Origin of the sequence: Xanthobacter nonsaccharivorans (assembly GCF_043194755.2) — a bacterium.
Classification (GTDB): Bacteria; Pseudomonadota; Alphaproteobacteria; order Rhizobiales; family Xanthobacteraceae; genus Xanthobacter; species Xanthobacter autotrophicus_G.
Window position 1 is genome coordinate 3,225,864 of the sequence record NZ_CM195526.1, and the last position, 21,451, is coordinate 3,247,314.

Below are 21,451 nucleotides of genomic sequence, written 5' to 3' on the forward strand. Positions count from 1 at the left end.
GCGTCGACGCCCGGCGGCCCTTCGACCTGCGAGTTCGCGACCATGTATGTCTATGACGAGTTCGACCGGACGTTCCTTCAGGAACGCGTCGCAGAGTTCCGCGACCAGGTGGGCCGCCGCCTGTCCGGCGAATTGAATGAGGAGGAGTTCAAGCCGCTCCGCCTCATGAACGGCGTGTATCTTCAGCTCCATGCCTACATGCTGCGGGTGTGCATTCCCTACGGCACGCTCAATTCCACCCAGCTCAAGGCGCTGGCCGCGGTGGCGCGCAAGTACGACCGGGGCTACGGCCACTTCACCACCCGGCAGAACATCCAGTTCAACTGGATCAAGCTCGCCGAGCTGCCGGACGCCATGGCCGACCTCGCCGCGGTGGGCATCCACGGCCTGCAGACCTCAGGCAACTGCATCCGCAACACCACCACCGATCCGTGGGCGGGCGCCGCCCAGGACGAGGTGGAGGACCCGCGCCTCTATGCGGAGGTGATCCGGCAGTGGTCCACGCTGCACCCGGAATTCACCTATCTGCCGCGCAAGTTCAAGATCGCCATCACCGCCTCCAAGCACGACCGCGCCGCCGTCCGCGTGCACGACGTGGGCCTGCGCCTGCACCAGCGCGACGGCAGGACCGGCTTCGAGGTGATGGTGGGCGGCGGGCTCGGCCGCTCGCCCTTCATCGGCAAGACCATCCGCGAGTTCCTGCCGAAGGAGGATCTGCTCTCCTATCTCGAGGCGATCCTGCGCACCTACAATCTCGGCGGCCGGCGCGACAACATCTACAAGGCGCGCATCAAGATCCAGGTGCATGAGCTCGGCGCCGAAGCCTTCGCCCGCAAGGTCGAGGCCGAATGGGCGGAGATCCGCGACGGGGCCCTGAAGCTGGACGAGGCGGCCCTCGACGCCATCCGCGACCGCTTCGTGAACCCCGCCTTCGAAGCGCTGGAGGAGGCCCCCGCCGCCCTCACCACGGCGCTCGCCAGCAATGCGGACTTCTCCCGCTGGTACGGCAATTCCGTCGCGGCCCACAAGGTGCCCGGCCACGCCATCGTCACCTTGTCCCTGAAGCCGGTGGGCGCCCCGCCCGGCGATGCCACGGCGGACCAGATGGACGCCATCGCCGACCTCGCGGACGAATATGCCTATGGCGAGATCCGCGTCGCCCACGAGCAGAACCTCACCTTCCCCCATGTGCGGCAGAAGGACCTGCCGGCGCTGTGGGCGAAGCTGAAGGCCATCGGCGTCGCCACCCCCAACGTGGCGCTCATCACCGACATCATCTCCTGCCCCGGCCTCGATTACTGCTCGCTCGCCAACACCCGCTCGATCCCGATTGCCCAGAAGATCACCGAGCGCTTCGCGGACGATGCCCGCATCGCCGACATCGGCCGGCTGCACCTCAACATTTCCGGCTGCATCAACGCCTGCGGCCACCACCATGTGGGGCACATCGGCATCCTGGGGGTGGAGAAGAAGGACGAGGAATTCTTCCAGGTGACACTGGGCGGCAAGGGCAATTCCAAGGCGCGGATCGGCGAGCTGATCGGCCCGGCCGTGCCGGAGAGCGAGATCGTGGACGTGGTGGAACGCCTCGTCGATACCTATCTGGATCTGCGGACCTCGCCCTCGGAAACCTTCATCGCCGCCGTGCAACGCCTCGGCGTCGAGCCCTTCAAGGAGCGCGCCTATGCCTCTCGTTAAGAATGGCGCGCCCGTCGCCGAGGACGCCTATGTCGCGGTGGCCGATGACGCGACCCTGCCGGACGGCGCGGTGATCGTCTCCGCCGACCGCCTCCTATCGGACGGCGCGGCCCTCGCCGGGCGCAACGGCGAGATCGGGGTCGCCTGGCCGAACAATCGCGATGTTTCGGAGCTTCAGCCCTTCCTCGACCGGCTTTCGCTCATCACCCTCGCCTTCCCCAAGTTCCGCGACGGGCGCGCCTACAGCCAGGCGCGCCTGCTGCGCGAGCGCTACGGCTACAAGGGCGAGCTCAGGGCGGTGGGCAACGTGCTGCGCGACCAGACGCTGATGATGGTCCGTGCCGGATTCGACGCCTTCAGCTTCGAGAAGGCAGCGGATGCCGAGGCCTTCGGCAAGGCGCTCGCCACCTATTCGGTCTTCTACCAGCCCACCGGCGACGGGCGCGCCACCGTGCGCGACACCCGCCGTGCAGCGGCCCCGACGTGACGGGCGGAAACGACAGCAGGGAATGACAACCATGAACGCCATGGACCGTGCCGCGCCCGCGCTGGACGTGGCGGCCCTCGATGCAAGGCTGCAGACGGCCTCGCCGCTGGAGATCATCGCCGCCGGGCTCGACGCTTTCCCCGGCCGCATCGCCGCGGTCTCCTCCTTCGGGACGGAATCGGCGGTGCTGCTGCACATGATCGCGCAGCTCGACAAGGCGACGCCGGTGCTCTTCCTCGATACCGGGCACCTGTTCGAGGAGACGCTGGCCTATCGCGACACCCTCGCCGAGCAGCTCGGCCTCACCAACGTGCAGACCTTTTCTCCCGACCCCGCCGCCCTGGCGGCGCAGGATGCGGACAGCAGCCTGTGGGCGGAAAATCCGGATGCCTGCTGCGCATTGCGCAAGGTGGAGCCGCTGGCCCGGGCGCTCGGCCCCTACGCGGCCTGGATCAACGGTCGGAAGCGCTACCAGGCGGCCACCCGCACCGCCATTCCCTTCGTGGAGCAGGACGGGGCGCGGGTGAAGTTCAACCCGCTAGCCGCCATGGGCCGGGACGACCTTCTTGCCTATATGGATGCCCACGCCCTGCCCCGGCACCCGCTGGAGAAGCACGGGTTCGCCTCCATCGGCTGCATGCCCTGCACCACGCGGGTCAAGCCGGGGGAGGATCCGCGTGCCGGCCGCTGGCGGGGGAAGGCCAAGACCGAATGCGGTATCCATTTTGGAGATGGGATTTAATTTAATTCCATAGATTTTGTGAGAAAAGGTGTTGACCCTTCGCGAAGCCGATGCCATCGTTCGGTTCATCGAACGATGGATCCGTTAGACGGATCGTTTCGCTGGAGGTTCCGATGTCGTCTCGCCGCGCTTTCCTGCGCACCGGCCTTGCCGCTGCCGCGCTCGCTCTCACCGTCGGGTCTGCCGCGGCGGCCGACATCACCCTGCTGAACGTCTCCTATGACCCGACCCGCGAGCTCTATGTGGACGTGAACAAGGCGTTCATCGCGGAATGGGTGAAGGCGCATCCCGGCGATACGGTGAAGATCAACCAGTCCCACGGCGGCTCGGGCAAGCAGGCCCGCTCGGTCATTGATGGCCTCGAGGCGGACGTGGTGACCCTGGCGCTCGCCTACGACATCGACGCCATCGCCGAGAAGGGCTTGCTCGCCAAGGACTGGCAGAAGCGCCTGGCGGACAATTCCTCCCCCTACACCTCCACCATCGTGTTCCTGGTGCGCAAGGGCAATCCCAAGGGCATCAAGGACTGGGACGATCTGGTGAAGCCCGGCATCAAGGTGGTGACCCCCAACCCGAAGACCTCCGGCGGCGCGCGCTGGAACTATCTCGGCGCCTGGGGCTATGCGCTGAAGAAGAATGGCGGCGACGAAGCCAAGGCCAAGGCGTTCGTGCAGGCGCTCTACAAGAACGCCCCGGTGCTCGACACCGGCGCCCGCGGCTCCACCGTCACCTTCGTGGAGCGCGGCATCGGCGACGTGCTCATCGCCTGGGAGAACGAGGCCTATCTCTCGGTGAACGAGCTCGGCCCCGACAAGTTCGACATCGTGACGCCCTCCCTCTCCATCCTCGCCGAGCCGCCGGTGGCGGTGGTGGACAAGGTGGTGGACAAGAAGGGCACCCGCGCCATCGCCGAGGCCTACCTCCAGTTCCTCTACACCCCGGTGGGGCAGGAGATCGCCGCCAAGAACTACTACCGGCCGCGCAACGCCGAGGTGGCCGCCAAGTACAAGGACAAGTTCGCCAAGGTCGAGCTCTTCACCATCGACGATGTGTTCGGCGGCTGGCAGAAGGCACAGAAGACGCACTTCGCCGATGGCGGCGTGTTCGACCAGATCACCGGCAACTGAGCCCCATCCCTTGAACCCGAGCGTGGCCGCCGCTCCCGGACCCCGATGCCGGGGGCGGCGGCTGCGCTATCGGGACACGAGACGCACACTGCCACAGAGCTTATAAGTTCCCCTTCATGAGCGCCTCACCGTCCCGCCTCGCCTTCCGCCAGCAGACCGTGATCCCGGGATTCGGCATCACGCTCGGGCTGACCCTCACGTGGCTCAGCCTCATCGTGCTGCTGCCGCTGTCGGCGCTGTTCATCAAGACGAGCGAGCTCTCCTTCGAGCGCTTCATCGCCATCGTCACCGCCGCCCGCACCCTGCACGCGCTGCAGATCTCCTTCGGTCTCGCGCTGGTCGCCGCGGCCATCAACGTGGTGTTCGGCGCCATCGTGGTCTGGGTGCTGGTGCGCTACGACTTCCCGCTGAAGAAGGTGGTGGATGCGCTCATCGACATCCCTTTCGCCCTCCCCACCGCGGTGGCCGGCATCGCGCTCACCGCGCTCTATGCGGAGAACGGCTGGATCGGCGCGCTTCTGAAGCCGCTCGGCATCCAGGTCTCGTTCACGCCGCTCGGCATCCTCGTCGCCCTCGTCTTCATCGGCCTGCCCTTCGTGGTGCGCACCGTGCAGCCCGTGCTGGCCGACCTCGACCTGGAGCTGGAGGATGCGTCCGCGAGCCTCGGCGCCACACGCACGCAGACGCTGGTGAAGGTGGTGCTTCCCTCCGTGTGGCCGGCCCTGCTCACCGGCTTCGCCCTCGCCTTCGCCCGCGCGGTCGGTGAATACGGCTCCGTCATCTTCATCGCCGGCAACCTGCCGGGCATTTCGGAAATCGCGCCGCTGCTCATCGTCATCCGGCTGGAGGAGTTCCGCTATGCGGACGCGACCGCCATCGCGACCGTGATGCTGCTGGCTTCCTTCGTGCTGCTGCTCGTCATCAACCGCCTGCAGCGCTGGGCCGAGACGCGTGGAGCGAAACACGCATGAACGCGCTCGACCAGACCGCCAGCGCCGAGCCCGTCCACGGGGCCAGCGAGGGCCTGCCCTCGGCCTTGGCCCAGTCGCACGCTTACACCAACCGGCATCGGCCGGTCCGCACCGAGCCGAAGGCGGTGCGCATCCTGCTGACCGTCATCGCCCTCGCCTTCGTGGGCCTGTTCATCGGCATGCCGCTCATCACCGTCTTCTACGAGGCGCTGAAGCGAGGCTGGCAGGCCTATGTGGCGGCCCTGGTGGAGCCGGACGCGCTCGCCGCCATCCGCCTCACGGTGCTGGTGGCGGTCATCTCGGTGGTGGCGAACCTCATCTTCGGCCTGGTGGCGGCCTGGTCCATCGCCAAGTTCGAGTTTCCCGGCAAGACCTTCCTCATCACCCTCATCGACCTGCCGTTCTCTGTCTCGCCGGTGGTGGCGGGCCTCATCTACGTGCTGCTGTTCGGCTCGCAGGGCCTGTTCGCTGCTTACCTTCAGGCGTGGGACATCAAGATCATCTTCGCTTTGCCGGGCATCGTCCTCGCCACCATTTTCGTCACCTTCCCGTTCGTGGCACGCGAGCTGATCCCGCTGATGCAGGAGCAGGGCACGGCGGAGGAGGAGGCGGCCATCTCGCTCGGCGCCTCGGGCCTTTCCACCTTCTTCCGGGTGACCCTGCCCAATGTGAAATGGGCGCTGCTCTACGGCGTGCTCCTGTCCAACGCCCGCGCCATGGGCGAGTTCGGGGCGGTGTCGGTGGTGTCGGGGCATGTGCGCGGCCTCACCAACACCATGCCGCTGCACATCGAGATCCTCTATAATGAATACCAGTTCGTCGCCTCCTTCGCGGTGGCGTCCCTCCTGGCGCTGCTCGCCCTCGTGACGCTGATCGCCAAGACCATCCTGGAACACCGCCTCGCCGAGGAAGACAGATGACCATCGACGTTGTCGGCGTCACCAAGCGCTTCAAGACCTTCACCGCCCTCGACCATGTGAGCCTCACCATCCGCAGCGGCGAGCTGGTCGCCCTGCTCGGGCCGTCGGGGTCGGGCAAGACGACGCTGCTGCGCATCATCGCCGGCCTCGAATGGCCCGACACGGGCGAGGTGCGGTTCGACGGGGAGGATGCCCTCTCCCGCTCCGTCCGGGAGCGCAACGTGGGCTTCGTGTTCCAGCACTACGCCTTGTTCCGGCACATGAACGTGTTCGAGAACGTGGCCTTCGGCCTGCGCGTGCGGCGCGGGGCGGACAAGCTGCCGGAGGTCGCCATCCGCGAGAAGGTGAATGAGCTGCTCTCCCTGGTGCAGATCGACTGGCTGGCCGAGCGCTATCCCGCCCAGCTCTCCGGTGGCCAGCGCCAGCGCGTGGCCCTTGCGCGGGCGCTCGCCATCTCCCCGCGTGTGCTGCTGCTGGACGAGCCGTTCGGCGCCCTCGACGCCAAGGTGCGCAAGGAGCTGCGCCGCTGGCTGCGTCACCTGCACGAGGAGCTGCCCGTCACCTCGGTGCTCGTCACCCACGACCAGGAAGAGGCGCTGGAGCTGGCCGACCGCGTGGTGGTGATGGGTCACGGCAAGATCGAGCAGGTGGGCTCGCCGGCGGAGGTCTATGACGACCCGGCCACCGCCTTCGTGCACGATTTCATCGGCGAGACCGTCGCCCTTCCCGGAGAGGTGCGTGGCGGCGCGCTCTATTTCGGCGCGCGGGCCCTTGATCTCGACCCGCAGGGCGTCGCCGACGGTCCGGCGCGCATCCTCGCCCGCCCCCACGAGGTGGAGCTGGCCGATCCGGATGCCACCCCCTTCTCCGGCAAGGTCCTGGCGGTGCGCACCTTCGGCCCCACGCGACGGGCGGACGTGGAACTCGCCGGCAGCGCGGGACCGGTGATCGTCGAGGCGGCGGTGCCCCACGGCCGGGCGCTGGAGCCCGGCACGCAGATCGGCCTCCTGCCGCGCCGCTACAAGGTGTTCCCCCAGGCCGCGCGGTGAGCGCGGCAGAACGGCATCGACGAGATTTCGCCATGGGTGCATGGTGAATTGACCGATGCTGGCCCCGCTTTCCGGCGGCCGGAAGGGAGAAGACCCGTGCCCCCGCTCATCGTCGTCGCCTTGGGCGCCCTCGGCGCCGTGGCCCTCGCGAAGGTCATTGCGGCCGAAACGCGCCGCGTGAACGAAGCTCTCGCCCGCCATCGCTCCGCCGAGCGTGGCGAGCTGAAGACCGTGCCGCTGGAGCGGGATCCGGTCACCGGCGACTATCGTCCCAAGAACAGCGGATAAGCAGCAGCCCCTCGCCCTCGGATCCCGCGCCCTCGTGCGAAGGCGGGGCCCCCGGCTTCAATCGCGGGTGGGCGCGCAGGCGGGCGCGGGACGGCAGGAGGAAGCGCTTCCGAGCCCGGAAGCGCCGGCTGCGGCGCGACGCGCCGCACGGCTCTTCACATGCTCGCGGTGGAGCGCATAGAGCCCCGCCCCCACCACCAGCACCATGCCCACCGTGGTCCAGGCATCCGGCGTGTCGCCAAACACGAAGTAGCCCGACACCAGCGCCCCGAACACCAAGAGGTAGCGCAGGGGCGAGATCGACGCCACCGGCGCGCTGCGGAAGGCGAACACCAGCAGCAGCGTGCCGCCGCCGAAGGCGAAGCCGGCCGCGGTGACGTAGGCCACCACCTCCAGCGAGGGCATCCTCCAGCTTTCCCAGAACGCGAAGACGGCGCTTGTCGCGCACAGCACGAGTGTGCCGGAGAAGCCCACCACCGTCCCCGGAATCTGCATGCCGATGCCACGGGTGGAGACATCGCGCACCGAGCCGAAGAAGGCCGCCAGCAGCGGCAAAATGGCGATGGCGTTGAAGGTGGCCGGATCCGGCCGTGTCACCACGACCGCGCCGAGGAAGCCGACGATGATGGCACACCAGCTGCGCCAGCCCACCTTCTCGCCCAGCATGGGCACGGCGAGGGCGGTCGTCACCAGCGGGGTGGCCATGTAGATGGTGGTGGTGGAGGCGATGGGCATCACCGCCAGCGCCGCCACATAGACGAAGGTGGTCAGCGTATCGAGGGTGGAGCGCATCACCACCCGTGGATTGAAGGCATAGCGCAGCGCCGGCATGTCGCCCGCGGCCACGATGAGCGCCAGCAGGAACAGGCCCGCCACGAAGGAGCGCAGGCCCAGCGCCTCGCCCAGCGGGACCTCGCGGATGGCGAGCTTCAGAAAGGTGTCGTTGGTGACGAACAGGGCCATGGACACCGCCATGGCAAGGACGCCCTTCACCGCGGACGAAGCCGCGGCGTGACCGGCCTTCACCGAGGTCGGGGCCGCATTCATAGGGCGCGCTCCGCTGCCGCGGGCACGACACGGGACGGTGTGAAGACAAGGAAAGGATGACCGGCGCGAGGGCGCGCGACGGGCCGGGGCAGGCTCACGTCCAACCTCTTTGGGTTTTCTCCCGTGGGGCGAACCGGATATCCGCCCCTCATCGATTTGATGCGCCAGATGTAACTCACGTGGAGTAAATCGCGGCCTGCTCAAATGCAGGGGCTCGCGCAAGAGCCCTTCGCCCGCGGCATGCTGCCGCCCCTTTCTTGCCGCATTTGCGGAAGGGATCAGCCGCCGGTGGTGCTCATGTGCCGCCGCACGGCGGGCTGGCGGGTCTGCCGGTCGATGATGAAATCATGCCCCTTGGGCTTGCGGAAGATCGCCTCGTCGATGGCCGCGTGCAGGAGCGCATCACCGCTGGAGGCGCGCAGCGGCGCCCGGAGGTCCGCCGCATCGTCCTGGCCGAGACACATGTAGAGGGTGCCGGTGCAGGTGACGCGCACGCGGTTGCAGCCCTCGCAGAAATTGTGGGTCAGCGGCGTGATGAAGCCGAGGCGCCCGCCCGTCTCCTTCACCTCCACATAGCGGGCGGGGCCGCCGGTCCGGTAGTCGATGTCGGTGAGGGTGAAGCGCTCCTCAAGCCGCGCCCGGACGGTGGAGAGCGGCAGATACTGGTCCACCCGCTCCTCGCCCACCTCGCCCAGCGGCATCACCTCGATGAGGGAGAGGTCGTGGCCTTCCCCGTGCGCCCATTCCATCATGGACGCGATCTCATGCTCGTTCACATCCTTCAGCGCGACCGCGTTGATCTTCACCTTGAGCCCGGCGGCAGCGGCGGCGCGCACGCCTTCCAGCACCTTGGAGAGGTCGCCCCAGCGGGTGATGGCGCGAAAGCGCGAGGGGTCCAGCGTATCGATGGAAACATTGATGCGCCTGACCCCGCAGGCCGCGAGATCGGCCGCGTAGCGGGCGAGCTGGGAGCCGTTGGTGGTCAGCGTCAGCTCCTCCAGCCGCCCCGCCTCGATATGGCGGGAGAGGCTGCGGAACAAGGTCATCACGTCGCGCCGCACCAGCGGCTCGCCGCCCGTGAGGCGCAGCTTGCGCACCCCGCGCAGCACGAAGGCGCTGCACAGGCGGTCCAGTTCCTCAAGGCTGAGCAGGTCCTGCTTCGGCAGGAAGGTCATGTGCTCCGCCATGCAATAGACACAGCGGAAATCGCAGCGGTCGGTCACGGAGACGCGAAGATAGGTGACGGCGCGCCCGAACGTATCCACCAGCGGCCCGGCCTTGGCGGCGGCCGCAGCGCCCGGGCGGTCGATCAGGTCCCTCGGCACTTCACTCACGTGACCACTCCTCGACACCACCCTGCGCCGCCTCCCCTGCCGGCTTCGGCCGATCTCGAGGTCCGACCCGGCACACAGAACCTGCGGCAGTGCGCGGACTTCGGCGCATGCCCTATATATCGTATGCAAGGCGCAGATGGATAGGGTGCACGGCCGAACACATTGCGGTGTGGCCCCGCATCCCGCGACGGGAGAACACCATGGCCGCAGGTACTGCCCCCACCGCTGCATGGCCCACGGAACTGCGCGTGGTGAACGAGCGCCACGCCCTCGCCGTGACCTTCGAGGATGGCGCCAGATTTACCCTGCCCGCCGAATATCTGCGGGTGGAAAGCCCCTCCGCCGAGGTGCAGGGCCACCAGCCCGAGGAGAAGATCGTCGTGCCCGGCAAGCGAGCGGTCCGGATCACGCAGGTCGAGCCGGTGGGCAACTACGCCGTGCGCATCCTCTTCGACGACGGCCACTCCACCGGCATCTACACCTGGGAGCTGCTCTACACCTACGGCGTGGAGCAGGAGGAGAAGTTCGGCGCCTATCTCAAGGCGCTGGAGGACAAGGGCCTGTCGCGGGGATGAGCTCGAAGCCGGCTGACACGATGACGTGAGGCTGTAACCCCGCGTCGCCGACCGGAGAAAGACGAGCGGGACAGCCCGGCACCCCAGACCCGCGCGGGTAGCGTCCCGCCGCGGAGCTGATCATGCCCAAGACCAAGCGCCATCCCGAGCTCGAGCGCCATCCCAAGGCCGGGCGCATTCCCTTCCCGGCTGCCGATCGTTCCCGCGCCCTGCGCCGGCTGGTCGCAGCCGGCGCCGTCATTCTTCCCCTCGCCGCGGCGTGGAGCGCGCAGGCCGCCCCACGCGCGCAGCACCTCACGGTGGTGGAGCTGTTCACCAGCCAGGGCTGTTCCTCCTGCCCGCCGGCGGATGCCAACCTCATCGCCCTGAGCGAGCGGCCGGACGTGCTCACGTTGAGCTTCAGCGTCACCTATTGGGACCACCTCGGCTGGCGGGACACCTTCGGCCGGCCGGAATTCACCCAGCGCCAGTATCGCTACGAGCCGCGGCTGGGCGAACGCGGTCCCTTCACGCCGCAGATGGTGGTGAACGGGCGCGTCAGCCGCGTCGGCTTCAGCCTGCCGGATATCGAGCGCGCCATTGTCGGCGCCGGACCGCTTGCCGGCCCGGAGGTCGCCGTTGGCACGCGCGAGGTGGCCGTGGGCAAAGGCGCGGTGCCCGATGCGCCGGCCGACGTGTGGCTGGTGGAATACGATCCTGCCGTGGTCCAGGTCCCCGTGCGCCGCGGCGAGAATGCGGGCCGCACGCTGCCCCATGCCAGCGTGGTGCGCCGGCTGGAGCGCCTCGGCGGCTGGAACGGCCAGCCTGTGCGCTTCGCCCGGCCCGAGACCACCCCGGGCCTGCGCACCGCCATCCTGGTGCAGGCGCCCGAAGGTGGGCCGATCCTCTCCGCCGCAACCAACTGACACCAGGGGCCGGCGCAATGCTTGAGCGACGCCAACGTGGCGCCGTGCCTGATACGCAGGCGGGCGGCCCCAAGGGGACCGCCCGCCGTTCACTTCATCGCCAATCCGGCGCGCTTCGCAACCGGTTGCGTTTGCTCACTTCGCCCGTTCGAGGATGGACACGTAATTGGCCACCGCGGCGCCGCCCATGTTGAAGACGCCAGCCATCTTCGCACCCTCGATCTGCATGTCGCCGGCCTCGCCCATGAGCTGCATGGCGGAGAGCACGTGCATGGAGACGCCGGTGGCGCCGATGGGATGGCCCTTGGACTTCAGGCCGCCCGAAGGGTTCACCGGCAGCTTGCCGGTCTTCTCCGTGATGCCCTCGCGCACAACCTTGTAGCCTTCGCCCGGCTTGGCGAGGCCCATGGCCTCGTACTCGATGAGCTCGGCGACGGTGAAGCAGTCGTGGGTCTCCACGAGGCTCAGGTCGTCCAGCGTGATGCCGGCCCTCTCCAGCGCCTTCACCCAGGCGCGACGGGCGCCCTCGAAGGCGATAGGATCGCGCTTCGACAGGGGCAGGATGTCGTTCGCCTGCGCGCGGGCACGGAAGGCGATGGCCCGCTGCAGCGTCTCGGCCACGTCGGCGGAGGCGATCACCAGCGCGGCCGCGCCGTCCGACACCAGCGAGCAGTCGGTGCGGCGCAGGGGACCGGCCACGTAGGGGTTCTTCTCCGAGATGGTGTTGCAGAACTCGAAGCCGAAGTCCTTGCGCATCTGCGCGTAGGGATTGGAAACGCCGTTCTTGTGGTTTTTGGCGGCGATGCGCGCCAGCTCCTCGGAGCGGTCCCCGTAGCGCTGGAAATAGGTCTGGGCGATGCGCCCGAACACGCCGGCGAAGCCGCCCTCGATGTCCGCTTCCTCCTTGCGGTAGGAGGCGTTGAGCAGGATGTCGCCCACCTCCGCGGTGGGCTTGGCCGTCATCTTCTCCGCGCCCACCACGAGAGCGATGCGGCCCTGTCCGCTCTCGATGTAGTTCAGCGCCGAATGGATGGCGGCGGAGCCGGTGGCGCAGGCATTCTCAAGGCGCACCGCAGGCACATGCGCCAGCTCCGGCACGCTCAGCGCAGGCATGGCGCCCTGGAAATCCTGCTTCTGGAAGCCGGCGTTGAAGACGCCCACATGGATCGAATCCACATCCGCCGGCGCAAGGCCCGCATGCTCGATGGCGGCGCCGGCGACGCGACCGATCAGCGCCTCGGTGTCGGCATCCTCAAGCTTGCCGAAGGGCGAATGGGCCCAGCCCACGATGGCGGCCTTGCTGTCCATGAGACGTTCTCCCGGCGGCGTGACGCCGCGTTGGCGTTGGATGATACCGATCAGTACGTATCAGATAGGACCGCGGGCCGGCTCAGGAAAGGCCCGCGATGAAGCCGTCCGGCATCACGAAGATCTCGTGGGCGGCGGGGGCGGAGGGCAGGCCCGGCATGGTCATGATATCCCCGGCCAAAGCCACCACGAATCCGGCGCCGGCGGACAGGCGAACCTCCCGAACCGGCAGCACGTGGCCGGATGGGGCATTGCGGGCCAAGGGATTGGCGGAGAAGGAATATTGCGTCTTGGCCATGCACACCGGCAGGTGGGCGAATCCGGCGGCCTCGAACTCCTTCAGCTTGGCCGCGGCGGCGGTGGAGAAATCCACCCGCTCCGCCCGGTAGATCTCCCGGGCCACCGTCTCGATCTTCTCGGCGAGCGGCAGCGCATCCGGATAGAGGAAGCGAAAATCGGACGGCTTCTCAATGGCTTCCAGCACCGCGCGGGCGAGGTCCTCGGCGCCGGTGCCGCCCTTCGCCCAATGCCGGCAGACATGCACCGAGACGCCCAGCGGGGACAGTTCCGCCGCCACCGCCGCCACTTCCTCGTCCGTGTCGCTGGTGAAATGGTTTAGCGCTACCACCACGGGCAAGCCGAACTTGGAGAGGTTCTCCACGTGACGCTTCAGGTTGGCGCAGCCAAGCTTCACCGCCGCCACGTCCGGAATGCCGAGGGACTTCACCGCCACGCCGCCATGCATCTTCAGGGCCCGCACCGTGGCGACCACCACGGCGGCGGATGGCGCAAGACCCGCCTGCCGGCACTTGATATCGAGGAATTTCTCGGCTCCGAGATCAGCTCCGAAGCCGGCCTCGGTCACCACCACGTCGGCGAGGGCGAGGGCGCTTCTGGTCGCCATCACGGAATTGCAGCCGTGGGCGATGTTGGCGAACGGGCCGCCATGCACCAGCGCTGGGGTGCCCTCCATGGTCTGCACCAGGTTCGGCTGGAAGGCGTCGCGCAGCAGCGCCACCATGGAGCCGATGCCGCCCAGCTCCTCCGCGGTTACCATCCGCCGACCCCGGGTCTGGCCGATGACCATGCGCGAGAGGCGCGCCTCCAGGTCCTGGAGGCTGTCGGCGAGGCAGAGGATGGCCATCACCTCGCTGGCCACCGTGATGTCGAAGCCGTCCTCCCGCGGGAAGCCGTTGGGCGGGCCGCCGAGGCCGATGGTGACCTGCCGCAGCGCGCGGTCGTTCAGGTCCATCACCCGCCGCCAGCTGATCCGTCTCGCGTCGAGATCGAGGGCGTTGCCCCAGTGGATGTGGTTGTCGATCAGCGCCGACAGCAGGTTGTGGGCGGCGGTGATGGCGTGGAGATCGCCGGTGAAGTGCAGGTTGATGTCCTGCATGGGGATGATCTGCGCCCGTCCCCCGCCGGTGGCGCCGCCCTTGGCGCCGAACACCGGGCCGAGGGAGGGCTCGCGCAGGCACACGGCCACCTTGGTGCCGAGGCGCGAAAGCGCGTCGCCGAGGCCGATGGTGGTGGTGGTCTTGCCCTCCCCCGCCGGCGTGGGGTTGATGGCGGTGACCAGCACCAGCTTGCCGGTGGGCGCGAGGGTGGAGACGAAATCGAGCCCGAGCTTCGCCTTGTGGGGCCCGTAGCGGTAGACCGCCTTGGCGGGGACGGCGAGCTTTTCCGCCACCTCCTCGATGGGAAGCGGCACGACACTGGCAGCGATGGCCGCGTCCGACATGGGGTCGAGCGGGCGGGCGGTTCTCTGATGCATGCAAAGGGTCCCTGGGCGGGGAGAACCTAGCGGCTCCCACAGCCCGAGGGAAGCACCCCGCCGGAACAGCAGACGGTTCCGGGGGCGAGACGAGCGGCGCGCCGCCCTATTGGGCGGCGGGGGCCGGGGCGGCCGCAGGGGCCGGCGCGGAATTCTCCTCGGCCTTCAGCACCGGGGCGGGCTGCTCGGCCACGTCGAGACCCTTGTCCAGCTTCACCAGGATCTTGGTGAGATCCTCCGGCTCCGGCTTCAGGTCACGGGCGTGGGCCCACTGGAAGCTCGCCTCCAGCTTGCGCCCCGCCTTCCAGTAGGCGTCGCCCAGGTGGTCGTTGATGACCGGGTCCTGGGGCATCAGCTCCACGGCACGCTCCAGCTCGGTCACCGCCTCGTTGTAGCGGCCGAGCTTGTAATAGGCCCAGCCGAGGCTGTCGACGATGGGGCCGTCGTCCGGGCGCAGCTTGACCGCCTTGCGGATCATGTTGAGGCCCTGGTCCAGGTTGGTGCCCTGGTCCACCCAGGAATAGCCCAGATAGTTGAGCACCTGCGGCTGGTCCGGGTTCAGCTCCAGCGCCTTCTTCAGGTCCGCCTCGGCGCCGGTCCAGTTCTTCGAGCGCTCGTTGCAGACGCCGCGGAAATAGAACAGCGCCCAATTGGCCTTGGTGGGCTGGGGCACCAGCGCGATGGCCTTGGAATAGGCCGTGGCGCATTCCGCGAACATCTTGCGCGACTGAAGGATGCGCCCCAGGGCCATGATGGCCTCGATGTCCTTGGGGTCCTGCGCGATGATCTTGTCCAGATGCGCGCGGGCCTCGTTGAACTTGTCGGTCGCGTCCAGGTTGATGGCGAGGTGCACGTCCGCGTTGCGCTTGAGCGGCGAGGAGGCCGGCACCGACTCATACACCTCGATCGCCTTGTCGGCCTGCTTCAGCTGCTCGTAGAGGTCGGCGAGGGTGAGGCTGGCGAAAGGATGGTCGGGATCGAGCCAGATGGCGAACTGCAGGTAGACGAGGGCGAGGTCCTCGCCCCCCTGCCGGCCCAGCAGGGAGCCGAGGCCGTAGAGCACTTCCGCCGAGCCTTCCTGCGCCGACTTCACCAGCGGCGGCAGCGGCTTGCCGGCCTTCAGCTCCTTCAGCGCCTGCACCACCAGCGGGTGGTCGGGCAGCTGCTTGTCGAAGCTCTGGTAGGCGGCGATGGCGGCGGGGATGTTGTCGTTGCGCGAGGCCCAGCGGGCATAGGCGTCGATGGCCCGGAGCGAGCCGGGATCAAGCTTCATCGCCTGCTCAAGGCGCTTGCCCGCCTCCTTCTTCACCCCCGCCGCATCGAGGATGAGGCCGGCGTGCAGCTCCTTCATGGGCGCGTACCAGTCCGGCCCCTCCAGGCGGTCGATGAGGTCCACCGCGCCCTTGGCATTGTTGGAGCCGTAGAAGGTCCAGGCGGCGAGCAGGGTCTTGGTTAGGTCGCCCACCGGACCGCTCATGGAGACGGCGAGGTTGGTGCGCGCGCTCTGGTAATGGCCTTTCTTGATGGCCTTCACCGCCAGCGCCAGCCGGGCGATGCGATGGGTCCGGTCCGTCTTCAGCAGGCGGTCGGTGAGCTTCATCGCCTCGTCGACCTGCCCGTCGATGAGCATCACGTAGAAGGTGCGCTCGACGATCTCGTCATTGCGCGAATCGAGGCGCAGCAGGTTGCGCAGGTAGGTGATGGCCGCATCATTGTCGCGCTCGACGATGGCGAGGCGGGCGGCAAGGTAGCTTCCGGCCAGGGAGGCATCGACATCCGGAACCGCTTCGGCGCGGGCGGGAACGGTGAGCTGGAGCAGCGCGGCAAGGCCGGCCGCGAGGGCCACGGAGAAAAAGGGGCGTGAAGTCACCGATCGCGATTCCTGAAGTGCCGGCCGGGGGGCGGTCGCAGCCATCCAATCCGGGTGAGATGGCGGGAGGATGGCGGCTTTCCCCCCATGCTGCAAGTTTCGCAACTGCACACACCGCGTTGCACGCCGCGCAGGCGGGCGGGCGCAAGAGACGACCTTGCCCGGCCGGGGACCGCGCGGCATAAGCCGGCCATGCAGCTCTTTCGCTCCCGTGCCCCGGCGAAGATCAACCTCACCCTTCGCGTCGCCGGCCGGCGGGCGGACGGGTTTCACGATCTCGCGAGTCTGGTCGCCTTCGCCGGCGCCGGCGACCTCGTGACGCTGGAGGCCGGCCGCCCCCTCGCCCTCGCCGTCAGCGGCCCCACCGCCGGCGCCGCCGGGCCGGACGACGACAATCTGGTGCTGCGCGCCGCCCGCGCCTTCCTCGCCCAGGTGCCCGGCGCCGCGCTCGGCGCCTTCCGGCTGGAAAAGCGCCTTCCGGTGGCGGCGGGCATGGGCGGCGGCTCCTCGGATGCGGCGGCGGCGCTGCGCCTTCTCGCCACCCTCAATGCCATTGCCCTCGACGATCCCCGCCTCATGGCCGCCGCCCGGGCCACCGGATCGGACGTGCCGGTCTGCCTCGACCCGCGGGCCCGGCTGATGGCCGGCGTGGGCGACCGCCTGTCGCCCCCGCTCGCGCTGCCTTTCCTGCCCGCGGTGCTGGTGAACTGCGGCGTGGCCGTGCCCACCGTGGACGTGTTCCGCGCCCTCGGCCTCTCCCCCGGCACGGCGCTGGCCGGCCCGGAGCATCCCGCCGCGCTGCCGGTGGAGCGCGGCGCCCTCCTCGCCATGTTGCGCGCCATCCCCAATGATCTGGAGCCCCCCGCCATCGGCCTCGCGCCGGAGATCGCGCGAGTGATGGAGCGGCTGGCGCAGGCGCCCGAGGCGCTGCTGGTGCGCATGTCCGGCTCGGGCGCCACGGTCTTCGCCCTCACCGACACCTGCCGGACGGCCGCGGCCCTGGCACGACGCGTGCACGCGGCCGAGCCCGGATGGTGGGTGAAGCCCACCGTGCTGCGATAACCGCCGGCAAGGAAGAGACCTCATGACCACGACGCTGCCCGCATTCCTTCTCGCGGCCCTGGGCGAGATCGCCGGATGCTTCGCCGTCTGGCATGTGGTGCGGCTCGGCGGCTCGCCCTGGTGGCTGCTCCCCGGCCTCGCGAGCCTCGCCGCCTTCGCCTATGCGCTCACCTTCGTGGAGGCGGAGGCCGCCGGCCGGGCATTCGCGGCCTATGGCGGCATCTACATCCTCTCCTCCCTCGCCTGGATGTGGGCGGTGGAGGGCGTGCGGCCCGACCGCTGGGATGCGGCCGGCGCCCTGCTATGCCTTGCCGGAGCCGCCGTCATCGTGTTCGGCCCCAGAAGCTGAGGCGGAGGCAGGCGGCGCCGCGCGGGCGAGCAGGCGCTGGTAGAGCCAGCCCATGGCCACCAGCACCAGGCCGAGGCCGATGAAGGACACCGCCCGCAGCACCCCCTCCAGGTCCGACATGTCGGACAGAAACACCTTCAGCACCGTCGCCACCATCACCGCCCCGGAGGCGAGGCGCAGGGTGCGCGAGCCGCGCCACAGGCCGAGCAGCAGGAGCAGGATGGCGAAGCCGAGCCACGCGGCCGAATAGGCATACCACTCGGCTGCCGTGACGGCGTCGTAGTCGAGTTCGGGCCCCTGGAACAGGCGGCTCACCTCGAATGTCACATAGGCCAGCCCCAGCACCACCGCGAGCGCCCGCGCCGCGAGCCGCACCTGCTCGCGCCCCGCCGGCTGGACCAGGCCGAACAGCAGCGCCAGTCCCGCCGGCAGGCCATAGGCGAGGAGCAGCGCGTTGAACACCGGCCCGCCCACGCCCTCCCCCGTGCTGAAGGGATTGTTGCCGGTGAGGCTGGCGACGGCCGCGAAGGCGGCCGCCACCGCCACCAGATCGGAGAAGATGCGGGTGAGCCACCGCCCCGTCGCATTGGCGATCCGCGCGAGGCCCACCGCATAGGCGCCATACAGTACCGAGAGCAGCCCGGTCTCGAACAGCTGCGTGCCGGGGGCGTAGATGTCGCCGTGGTGGGCGAGGTGCCGCACCTCCAGCGCCACCAGGAGCATGGAGAAGACGAGGGCGAGGCATTCGTGCACGCGCCGCGCCCGGTCGTCCCCGCCCCTGGCGAGCAGCCGCGCCGCGCCGAGGAAGGCCAGCGCCGGCACGCCATAGCCCCACAGCAGCCAGTTGAAGACCGGCGTGGGGCCCGGATCGATGGCGATGCTGGGCAGCCAGATGATGCGCCCCAGCACCACCAGCCCCAAGGCGGCGGAGAATTGCCGCAGCCCCGGCAGCGGCCGCTGCGTGGATACCCAGGCGACGCCCAGCGCCGCGAGGGAGAGACTCACCGTCAGCCAGCCCTTCTCCAGGGCGAAGGTGAGGGCCAGCGCCAGGCTCACCACCCCGCCGGCAGCGAACACCGTGGCCCCATGCCGGCGCGCCGCGCGCGCCAGCATCTCGGCCGCCAGGGTAAAGACGAAGGCGAGCGCCAGGGCGATGGCGGCGAACGGCAGGCTGCGGTCGAAGCCGGCGAGGCGCCCATAGGCCGCGATCAGCATCAGCGCCGGTCCGATGGTGCCGGCCACCGCCCAGACGAGGGCGAGGACCTTGGCCTCCCGCCGCCGCGCCGCCGCGAGGCTCAGGCCCAGCAGCACCGCGCCCATGCCGAAGCCGAAGGTCATGAAATGCCCGGCGGAGAGGCGCGCCGGCTCCGGCAGCACCCCGGCCATGGGGCCGGCCGGCGCCACCGTCGTGCCCGGCTCGGGCGGGAACACCCATTGGGTGAGGAGAAGCGGCGTCAGCAGCGCCACTGCGAGGGTGGCATAGGTCATCGGCCGCACCCGCCACGCCAGCCCCAGCACGCCCAGCGCGCAGAGGACATAGAGGGTGAGGGACGAGGCGCTCCCATGCCCCCCGAGCTGGCCCTCGATCGCCGCGGTCGCCGTCACCAGCAGCGCGCCGGCGGCGCCGGTCGAGGAGACCGGGTCGTGCCGCCGCCCCGCCTGCGGACCGAACAGGAGGCCCGGCGCCAGCAGCGCCGCGGTCGCCACCAGCAGGAAGAGGCCCAGTCCGCCGGAGGCGTTCACCGCCTGCGGCACCTCGAAGGCGATGAGGGTGACGCCCCAGGCCACCACGCCGGCGATGGCGAGATAGGCGAGCCACGCCCAGCGCTTCACCCGCGCGACGCCCAGCGCGCTCGCCGCCACCGCGGCGATGAGCAGCGCGACGCCCCAGGCGTTGGGGTCGCCGGTGCTGATGAGGAAAGGCGTCACCGCCGCGCCCACGAAGCCCAGCGCCGCCAGCGCCGGTCCATGCAGCAGCGCGGCCAGGAGGGTGGCGATGCCGGTGGCCGCCAGCGCCAGGAACGCCACCTGCGGCGAGATCAGGTGGTAGAGCTCGTAGGCGGCATAGAGGCTGCCGAAGGCGGTCATGGTGCCGGCGGCGGTGAGGACGCTCGGCACGTCCGGAACCAGGTGCAGGCCGTCGGCCCCGGCCGGCGGCGCGATGCCGTCCCGGCGGTTCTTGCGGCGCAGCCATTCTCCACCCGCCAGCAGGGCGACCGCCAGCATGAGGCCCAGCGTCACCCGCGCGGCGGGGCCGATGAGGTCCTGCTCCACGGCGAAACGCACGAGGAAGATGCCGCCCAGCGCCAGCGCCAGACCGCCCACCCACACGGCCCAGCGGGCGCCGATCTTCTCCTCGAAGCCGGCGAGGCGGTCCTTGAGCGCACCGGCGGAAGCCGGCGACGGACCGGAGACGACGGCGCGCGGCCGGCCGAAACCGGGCGGGCGCGTCACGTCCTGCAGGGGCGGTTCCGGCGCGGCGGGTTCCGCAGCGGCGGTTTCCGGCGGGACGGGCACCGGGGGCGCGAACGTCTCAGGAGCCGGAGGCGCCGCGGCGGGGAGGGAGGCCGCGGGCGCTTCCGGTGCGGGTGGGGCCGGCACCGCGGCGGGCGGCGGGACAATGCCGGCCACGGCACGCCCTGCCCGCTCGCCCTCGGCCACCTGCGCCTCAAGCGTCGCGACCCGCGCCTCCAGCAGGCGGATCCGGCCGCGATGGCCGAGCGCGAGGATGAAGGCGATCAGCGCCATCACCGGGAAGGCGAGGACCAGCAGTATGAGAAAAGCCCACTCGTCCATGCCCGTGCCCCAAAGCTCGCTGTACGCAACCTAGAGCGCGATCCGACCGGATTGAAACAACCTGATCCGTGAATCCGCCTCTCACCCCCCAAAAGAGCACGGGCCGCGGTATCGACGCTACAGCTTTGAGACACTTGATGAATTGGTGCCGGTGCCACCTACCTCCACCGCGCGCGGGCGGAGGTTCGGGGCGAGGCTTCCCCGCGACTCAGGCGGCGAGGAAGGCGAGTCGCGGATCGGTACGGCTCGGGTCGATCTCCAGGATCTCCGCCCGCACCACGTCCTCGGCGACCAAGGGATCCTCTTCCACCCGGCGCCGCAGCGCCTCCGGCGAGGTGCCGTGGGCGAGGATGGCGCCGCCCGCCTTTGGCTGGAGGCTGCCGGCCATGAGGAAGACGCCCTCCTCGAAGCCCTTCTGCAACCAGGCCCGGTGCCCGTCCATGAGGCGCCCGGCCTCGGCGCGCTTCTCGGAGAATTTCAGCAGAACCACGTACATCTCGTCCCTCCCCTGCGATGAAGCCGGGGCCGCCTAGGCGGCCGGCGCCGGCGGGCGCTGCGCCTCGACCCAGGCCGCCATGCCCTCCACCTCGCGGCGGATGAAATCCGCGTCGCGGAAGGCGCTGGCCAGCGTCGCCACGCCCTGGCTGGCGGCAAGCAGGTGCATGGCCAGCGCATCCGCCTCGGCGGGTCGGCCCAACGCCACGAACTGGCGCGCCAGCCAGTCGCGGAACATGGTGAAGATGCGGCTCGCGTCGTCCTTCGCCCCGTGGTCAAGCTTCGCCAGCTCGTTGCAGAGCGTGCCCACCGGGCAGCCATGGCGCATGATCTTCGCCCGGTTGGTGATCAGGATCCCGATGAAGCTGCGGATGCGCGCGGCGGGGTCGTCCCCCTCCTCTTCCCACGCCTCCAGCATGCGCCGGGTGCTGGCGAGCCGCACGGCGATCACGGCGTCGAGGATGTCGTCCTTGGTCTTGAAATGATAATAGAAATTGCCGCGGGAGATATTCACCGCCGCGGCGATGTCGGCGAACGAGGTGGCCTCGAAGCCGGTCTCGTAGAACAGCCGGTCGGCCGCCGCCACGATCTCGTCCCGCGTGCTCTTCCCGGCCATTCCCGGCGCCTCCCAGATGATCTCGCGACTTTAGGTCA

Annotated in this window: 20 protein-coding genes; 12 read left to right on the forward strand and 8 right to left on the reverse strand. The window is 69.4% G+C overall.

Annotated features, from left to right (window positions below):
• Window positions 1-42: 42 nt before the first annotated feature.
• From V5F59_RS14805 to V5F59_RS14840, 8 genes are all read left to right on the forward strand, one after another.
• Entirely contained in the window at window positions 43-1,698 is a 1,656-nt protein-coding gene (locus V5F59_RS14805) for a nitrite/sulfite reductase (protein WP_393982872.1), read from the forward strand.
• Complete coding sequence (locus V5F59_RS14810; RefSeq protein WP_393982871.1) at window positions 1,685-2,185, forward strand: DUF934 domain-containing protein; 501 nt, start codon at window positions 1,685-1,687, stop codon at window positions 2,183-2,185. The genes V5F59_RS14805 and V5F59_RS14810 overlap by 14 nt, the downstream gene beginning before the upstream one ends.
• A gap of 22 nt (window positions 2,186-2,207) precedes the next feature.
• Window positions 2,208-2,927, forward strand: a complete 720-nt coding sequence (locus V5F59_RS14815) for a phosphoadenylyl-sulfate reductase (RefSeq protein WP_393982870.1) — start codon at window positions 2,208-2,210, stop codon at window positions 2,925-2,927.
• 113 nt (window positions 2,928-3,040) lie between these two features.
• On the forward strand, window positions 3,041-4,054 hold the full coding sequence (locus V5F59_RS14820) for a sulfate ABC transporter substrate-binding protein (RefSeq protein ID WP_393982869.1): 1,014 nt from the start codon (window positions 3,041-3,043) through the stop codon (window positions 4,052-4,054).
• Window positions 4,055-4,170: 116 nt separating this feature from the next.
• A complete protein-coding gene (gene cysT, locus V5F59_RS14825; protein WP_393982868.1) occupies window positions 4,171-5,025 on the forward strand; it encodes a sulfate ABC transporter permease subunit CysT in 855 nt (284 codons plus the stop codon).
• Entirely contained in the window at window positions 5,022-5,945 is a 924-nt protein-coding gene (cysW, locus tag V5F59_RS14830) for a sulfate ABC transporter permease subunit CysW (RefSeq protein ID WP_393982867.1), read from the forward strand. Before cysT ends, cysW begins: the two co-directional genes overlap by 4 nt.
• Window positions 5,942-6,994 carry a sulfate/molybdate ABC transporter ATP-binding protein gene (locus V5F59_RS14835; protein ID WP_393982866.1) on the forward strand — a complete coding sequence of 351 codons (1,053 nt, stop codon included), beginning with the start codon at window positions 5,942-5,944 and terminating at the stop codon, window positions 6,992-6,994. Before cysW ends, V5F59_RS14835 begins: the two co-directional genes overlap by 4 nt.
• A 96-nt stretch (window positions 6,995-7,090) precedes the next feature.
• A complete protein-coding gene (locus V5F59_RS14840) occupies window positions 7,091-7,282 on the forward strand; it encodes a hypothetical protein (RefSeq protein ID WP_393982865.1) in 192 nt (63 codons plus the stop codon).
• Window positions 7,283-7,339: 57 nt separating this feature from the next.
• Here the strand turns inward: V5F59_RS14840 and V5F59_RS14845 are convergent, their stop codons facing one another.
• Window positions 7,340-8,329 (reverse strand): DMT family transporter, encoded by a 990-nt coding sequence (locus tag V5F59_RS14845; protein ID WP_393982864.1) that lies wholly within the window; start codon window positions 8,327-8,329, stop codon window positions 7,340-7,342.
• Between the two features lie 278 nt (window positions 8,330-8,607).
• Window positions 8,608-9,654: a GTP 3',8-cyclase MoaA gene (moaA, locus tag V5F59_RS14850; protein WP_393982931.1), complete on the reverse strand. Its 1,047-nt coding sequence runs from the start codon at window positions 9,652-9,654 to the stop codon at window positions 8,608-8,610.
• A gap of 209 nt (window positions 9,655-9,863) precedes the next feature.
• Between moaA and V5F59_RS14855 the strand changes: the two genes are divergently transcribed.
• Both V5F59_RS14855 and V5F59_RS14860 read left to right on the forward strand, forming a co-directional pair.
• Window positions 9,864-10,238 (forward strand): gamma-butyrobetaine hydroxylase family protein, encoded by a 375-nt coding sequence (locus tag V5F59_RS14855; protein ID WP_393982863.1) that lies wholly within the window; start codon window positions 9,864-9,866, stop codon window positions 10,236-10,238.
• 122 nt (window positions 10,239-10,360) lie between these two features.
• On the forward strand, window positions 10,361-11,143 hold the full coding sequence (locus tag V5F59_RS14860) for a DUF1223 domain-containing protein (protein WP_393982862.1): 783 nt from the start codon (window positions 10,361-10,363) through the stop codon (window positions 11,141-11,143).
• 135 nt (window positions 11,144-11,278) lie between these two features.
• Here the strand turns inward: V5F59_RS14860 and V5F59_RS14865 are convergent, their stop codons facing one another.
• The 3 genes from V5F59_RS14865 to V5F59_RS14875 form a co-directional block, all read right to left on the reverse strand.
• Window positions 11,279-12,451: an acetyl-CoA acetyltransferase gene (locus V5F59_RS14865; RefSeq protein ID WP_393982861.1), complete on the reverse strand. Its 1,173-nt coding sequence runs from the start codon at window positions 12,449-12,451 to the stop codon at window positions 11,279-11,281.
• 82 nt (window positions 12,452-12,533) lie between these two features.
• The gene (locus tag V5F59_RS14870; RefSeq protein ID WP_393982860.1) at window positions 12,534-14,225 is read right to left on the reverse strand and encodes a formate--tetrahydrofolate ligase; all 1,692 of its coding nucleotides are present in this window, start codon (window positions 14,223-14,225) and stop codon (window positions 12,534-12,536) included.
• A gap of 106 nt (window positions 14,226-14,331) precedes the next feature.
• A complete protein-coding gene (locus V5F59_RS14875) occupies window positions 14,332-16,095 on the reverse strand; it encodes a tetratricopeptide repeat protein (protein ID WP_393982859.1) in 1,764 nt (587 codons plus the stop codon).
• 192 nt (window positions 16,096-16,287) lie between these two features.
• Between V5F59_RS14875 and V5F59_RS14880 the strand changes: the two genes are divergently transcribed.
• Window positions 16,288-17,157 carry a 4-(cytidine 5'-diphospho)-2-C-methyl-D-erythritol kinase gene (locus tag V5F59_RS14880; RefSeq protein WP_393982858.1) on the forward strand — a complete coding sequence of 290 codons (870 nt, stop codon included), beginning with the start codon at window positions 16,288-16,290 and terminating at the stop codon, window positions 17,155-17,157.
• A 22-nt stretch (window positions 17,158-17,179) separates the two neighbouring features.
• Window positions 17,180-17,506, forward strand: coding sequence for a YnfA family protein (locus V5F59_RS14885; RefSeq protein ID WP_393982857.1), 327 nt, complete (start codon window positions 17,180-17,182; stop codon window positions 17,504-17,506).
• On the opposite strand, the gene V5F59_RS14890 is transcribed toward V5F59_RS14885, so the two are convergent.
• The 3 genes from V5F59_RS14890 to V5F59_RS14900 all read right to left on the reverse strand — a co-directional run bounded on the left by V5F59_RS14890 (window position 17,459) and on the right by V5F59_RS14900 (window position 21,413).
• Window positions 17,459-20,302 carry a DUF2339 domain-containing protein gene (locus V5F59_RS14890; RefSeq protein WP_393982856.1) on the reverse strand — a complete coding sequence of 948 codons (2,844 nt, stop codon included), beginning with the start codon at window positions 20,300-20,302 and terminating at the stop codon, window positions 17,459-17,461. The genes V5F59_RS14885 and V5F59_RS14890 overlap by 48 nt on opposite strands.
• Before the next feature lie 208 nt (window positions 20,303-20,510).
• Window positions 20,511-20,798 (reverse strand): YciI family protein, encoded by a 288-nt coding sequence (locus V5F59_RS14895; RefSeq protein WP_393982855.1) that lies wholly within the window; start codon window positions 20,796-20,798, stop codon window positions 20,511-20,513.
• A gap of 33 nt (window positions 20,799-20,831) precedes the next feature.
• Window positions 20,832-21,413 carry a TetR/AcrR family transcriptional regulator gene (locus V5F59_RS14900; protein WP_393982854.1) on the reverse strand — a complete coding sequence of 194 codons (582 nt, stop codon included), beginning with the start codon at window positions 21,411-21,413 and terminating at the stop codon, window positions 20,832-20,834.
• Window positions 21,414-21,451 lie beyond the last annotated feature (38 nt).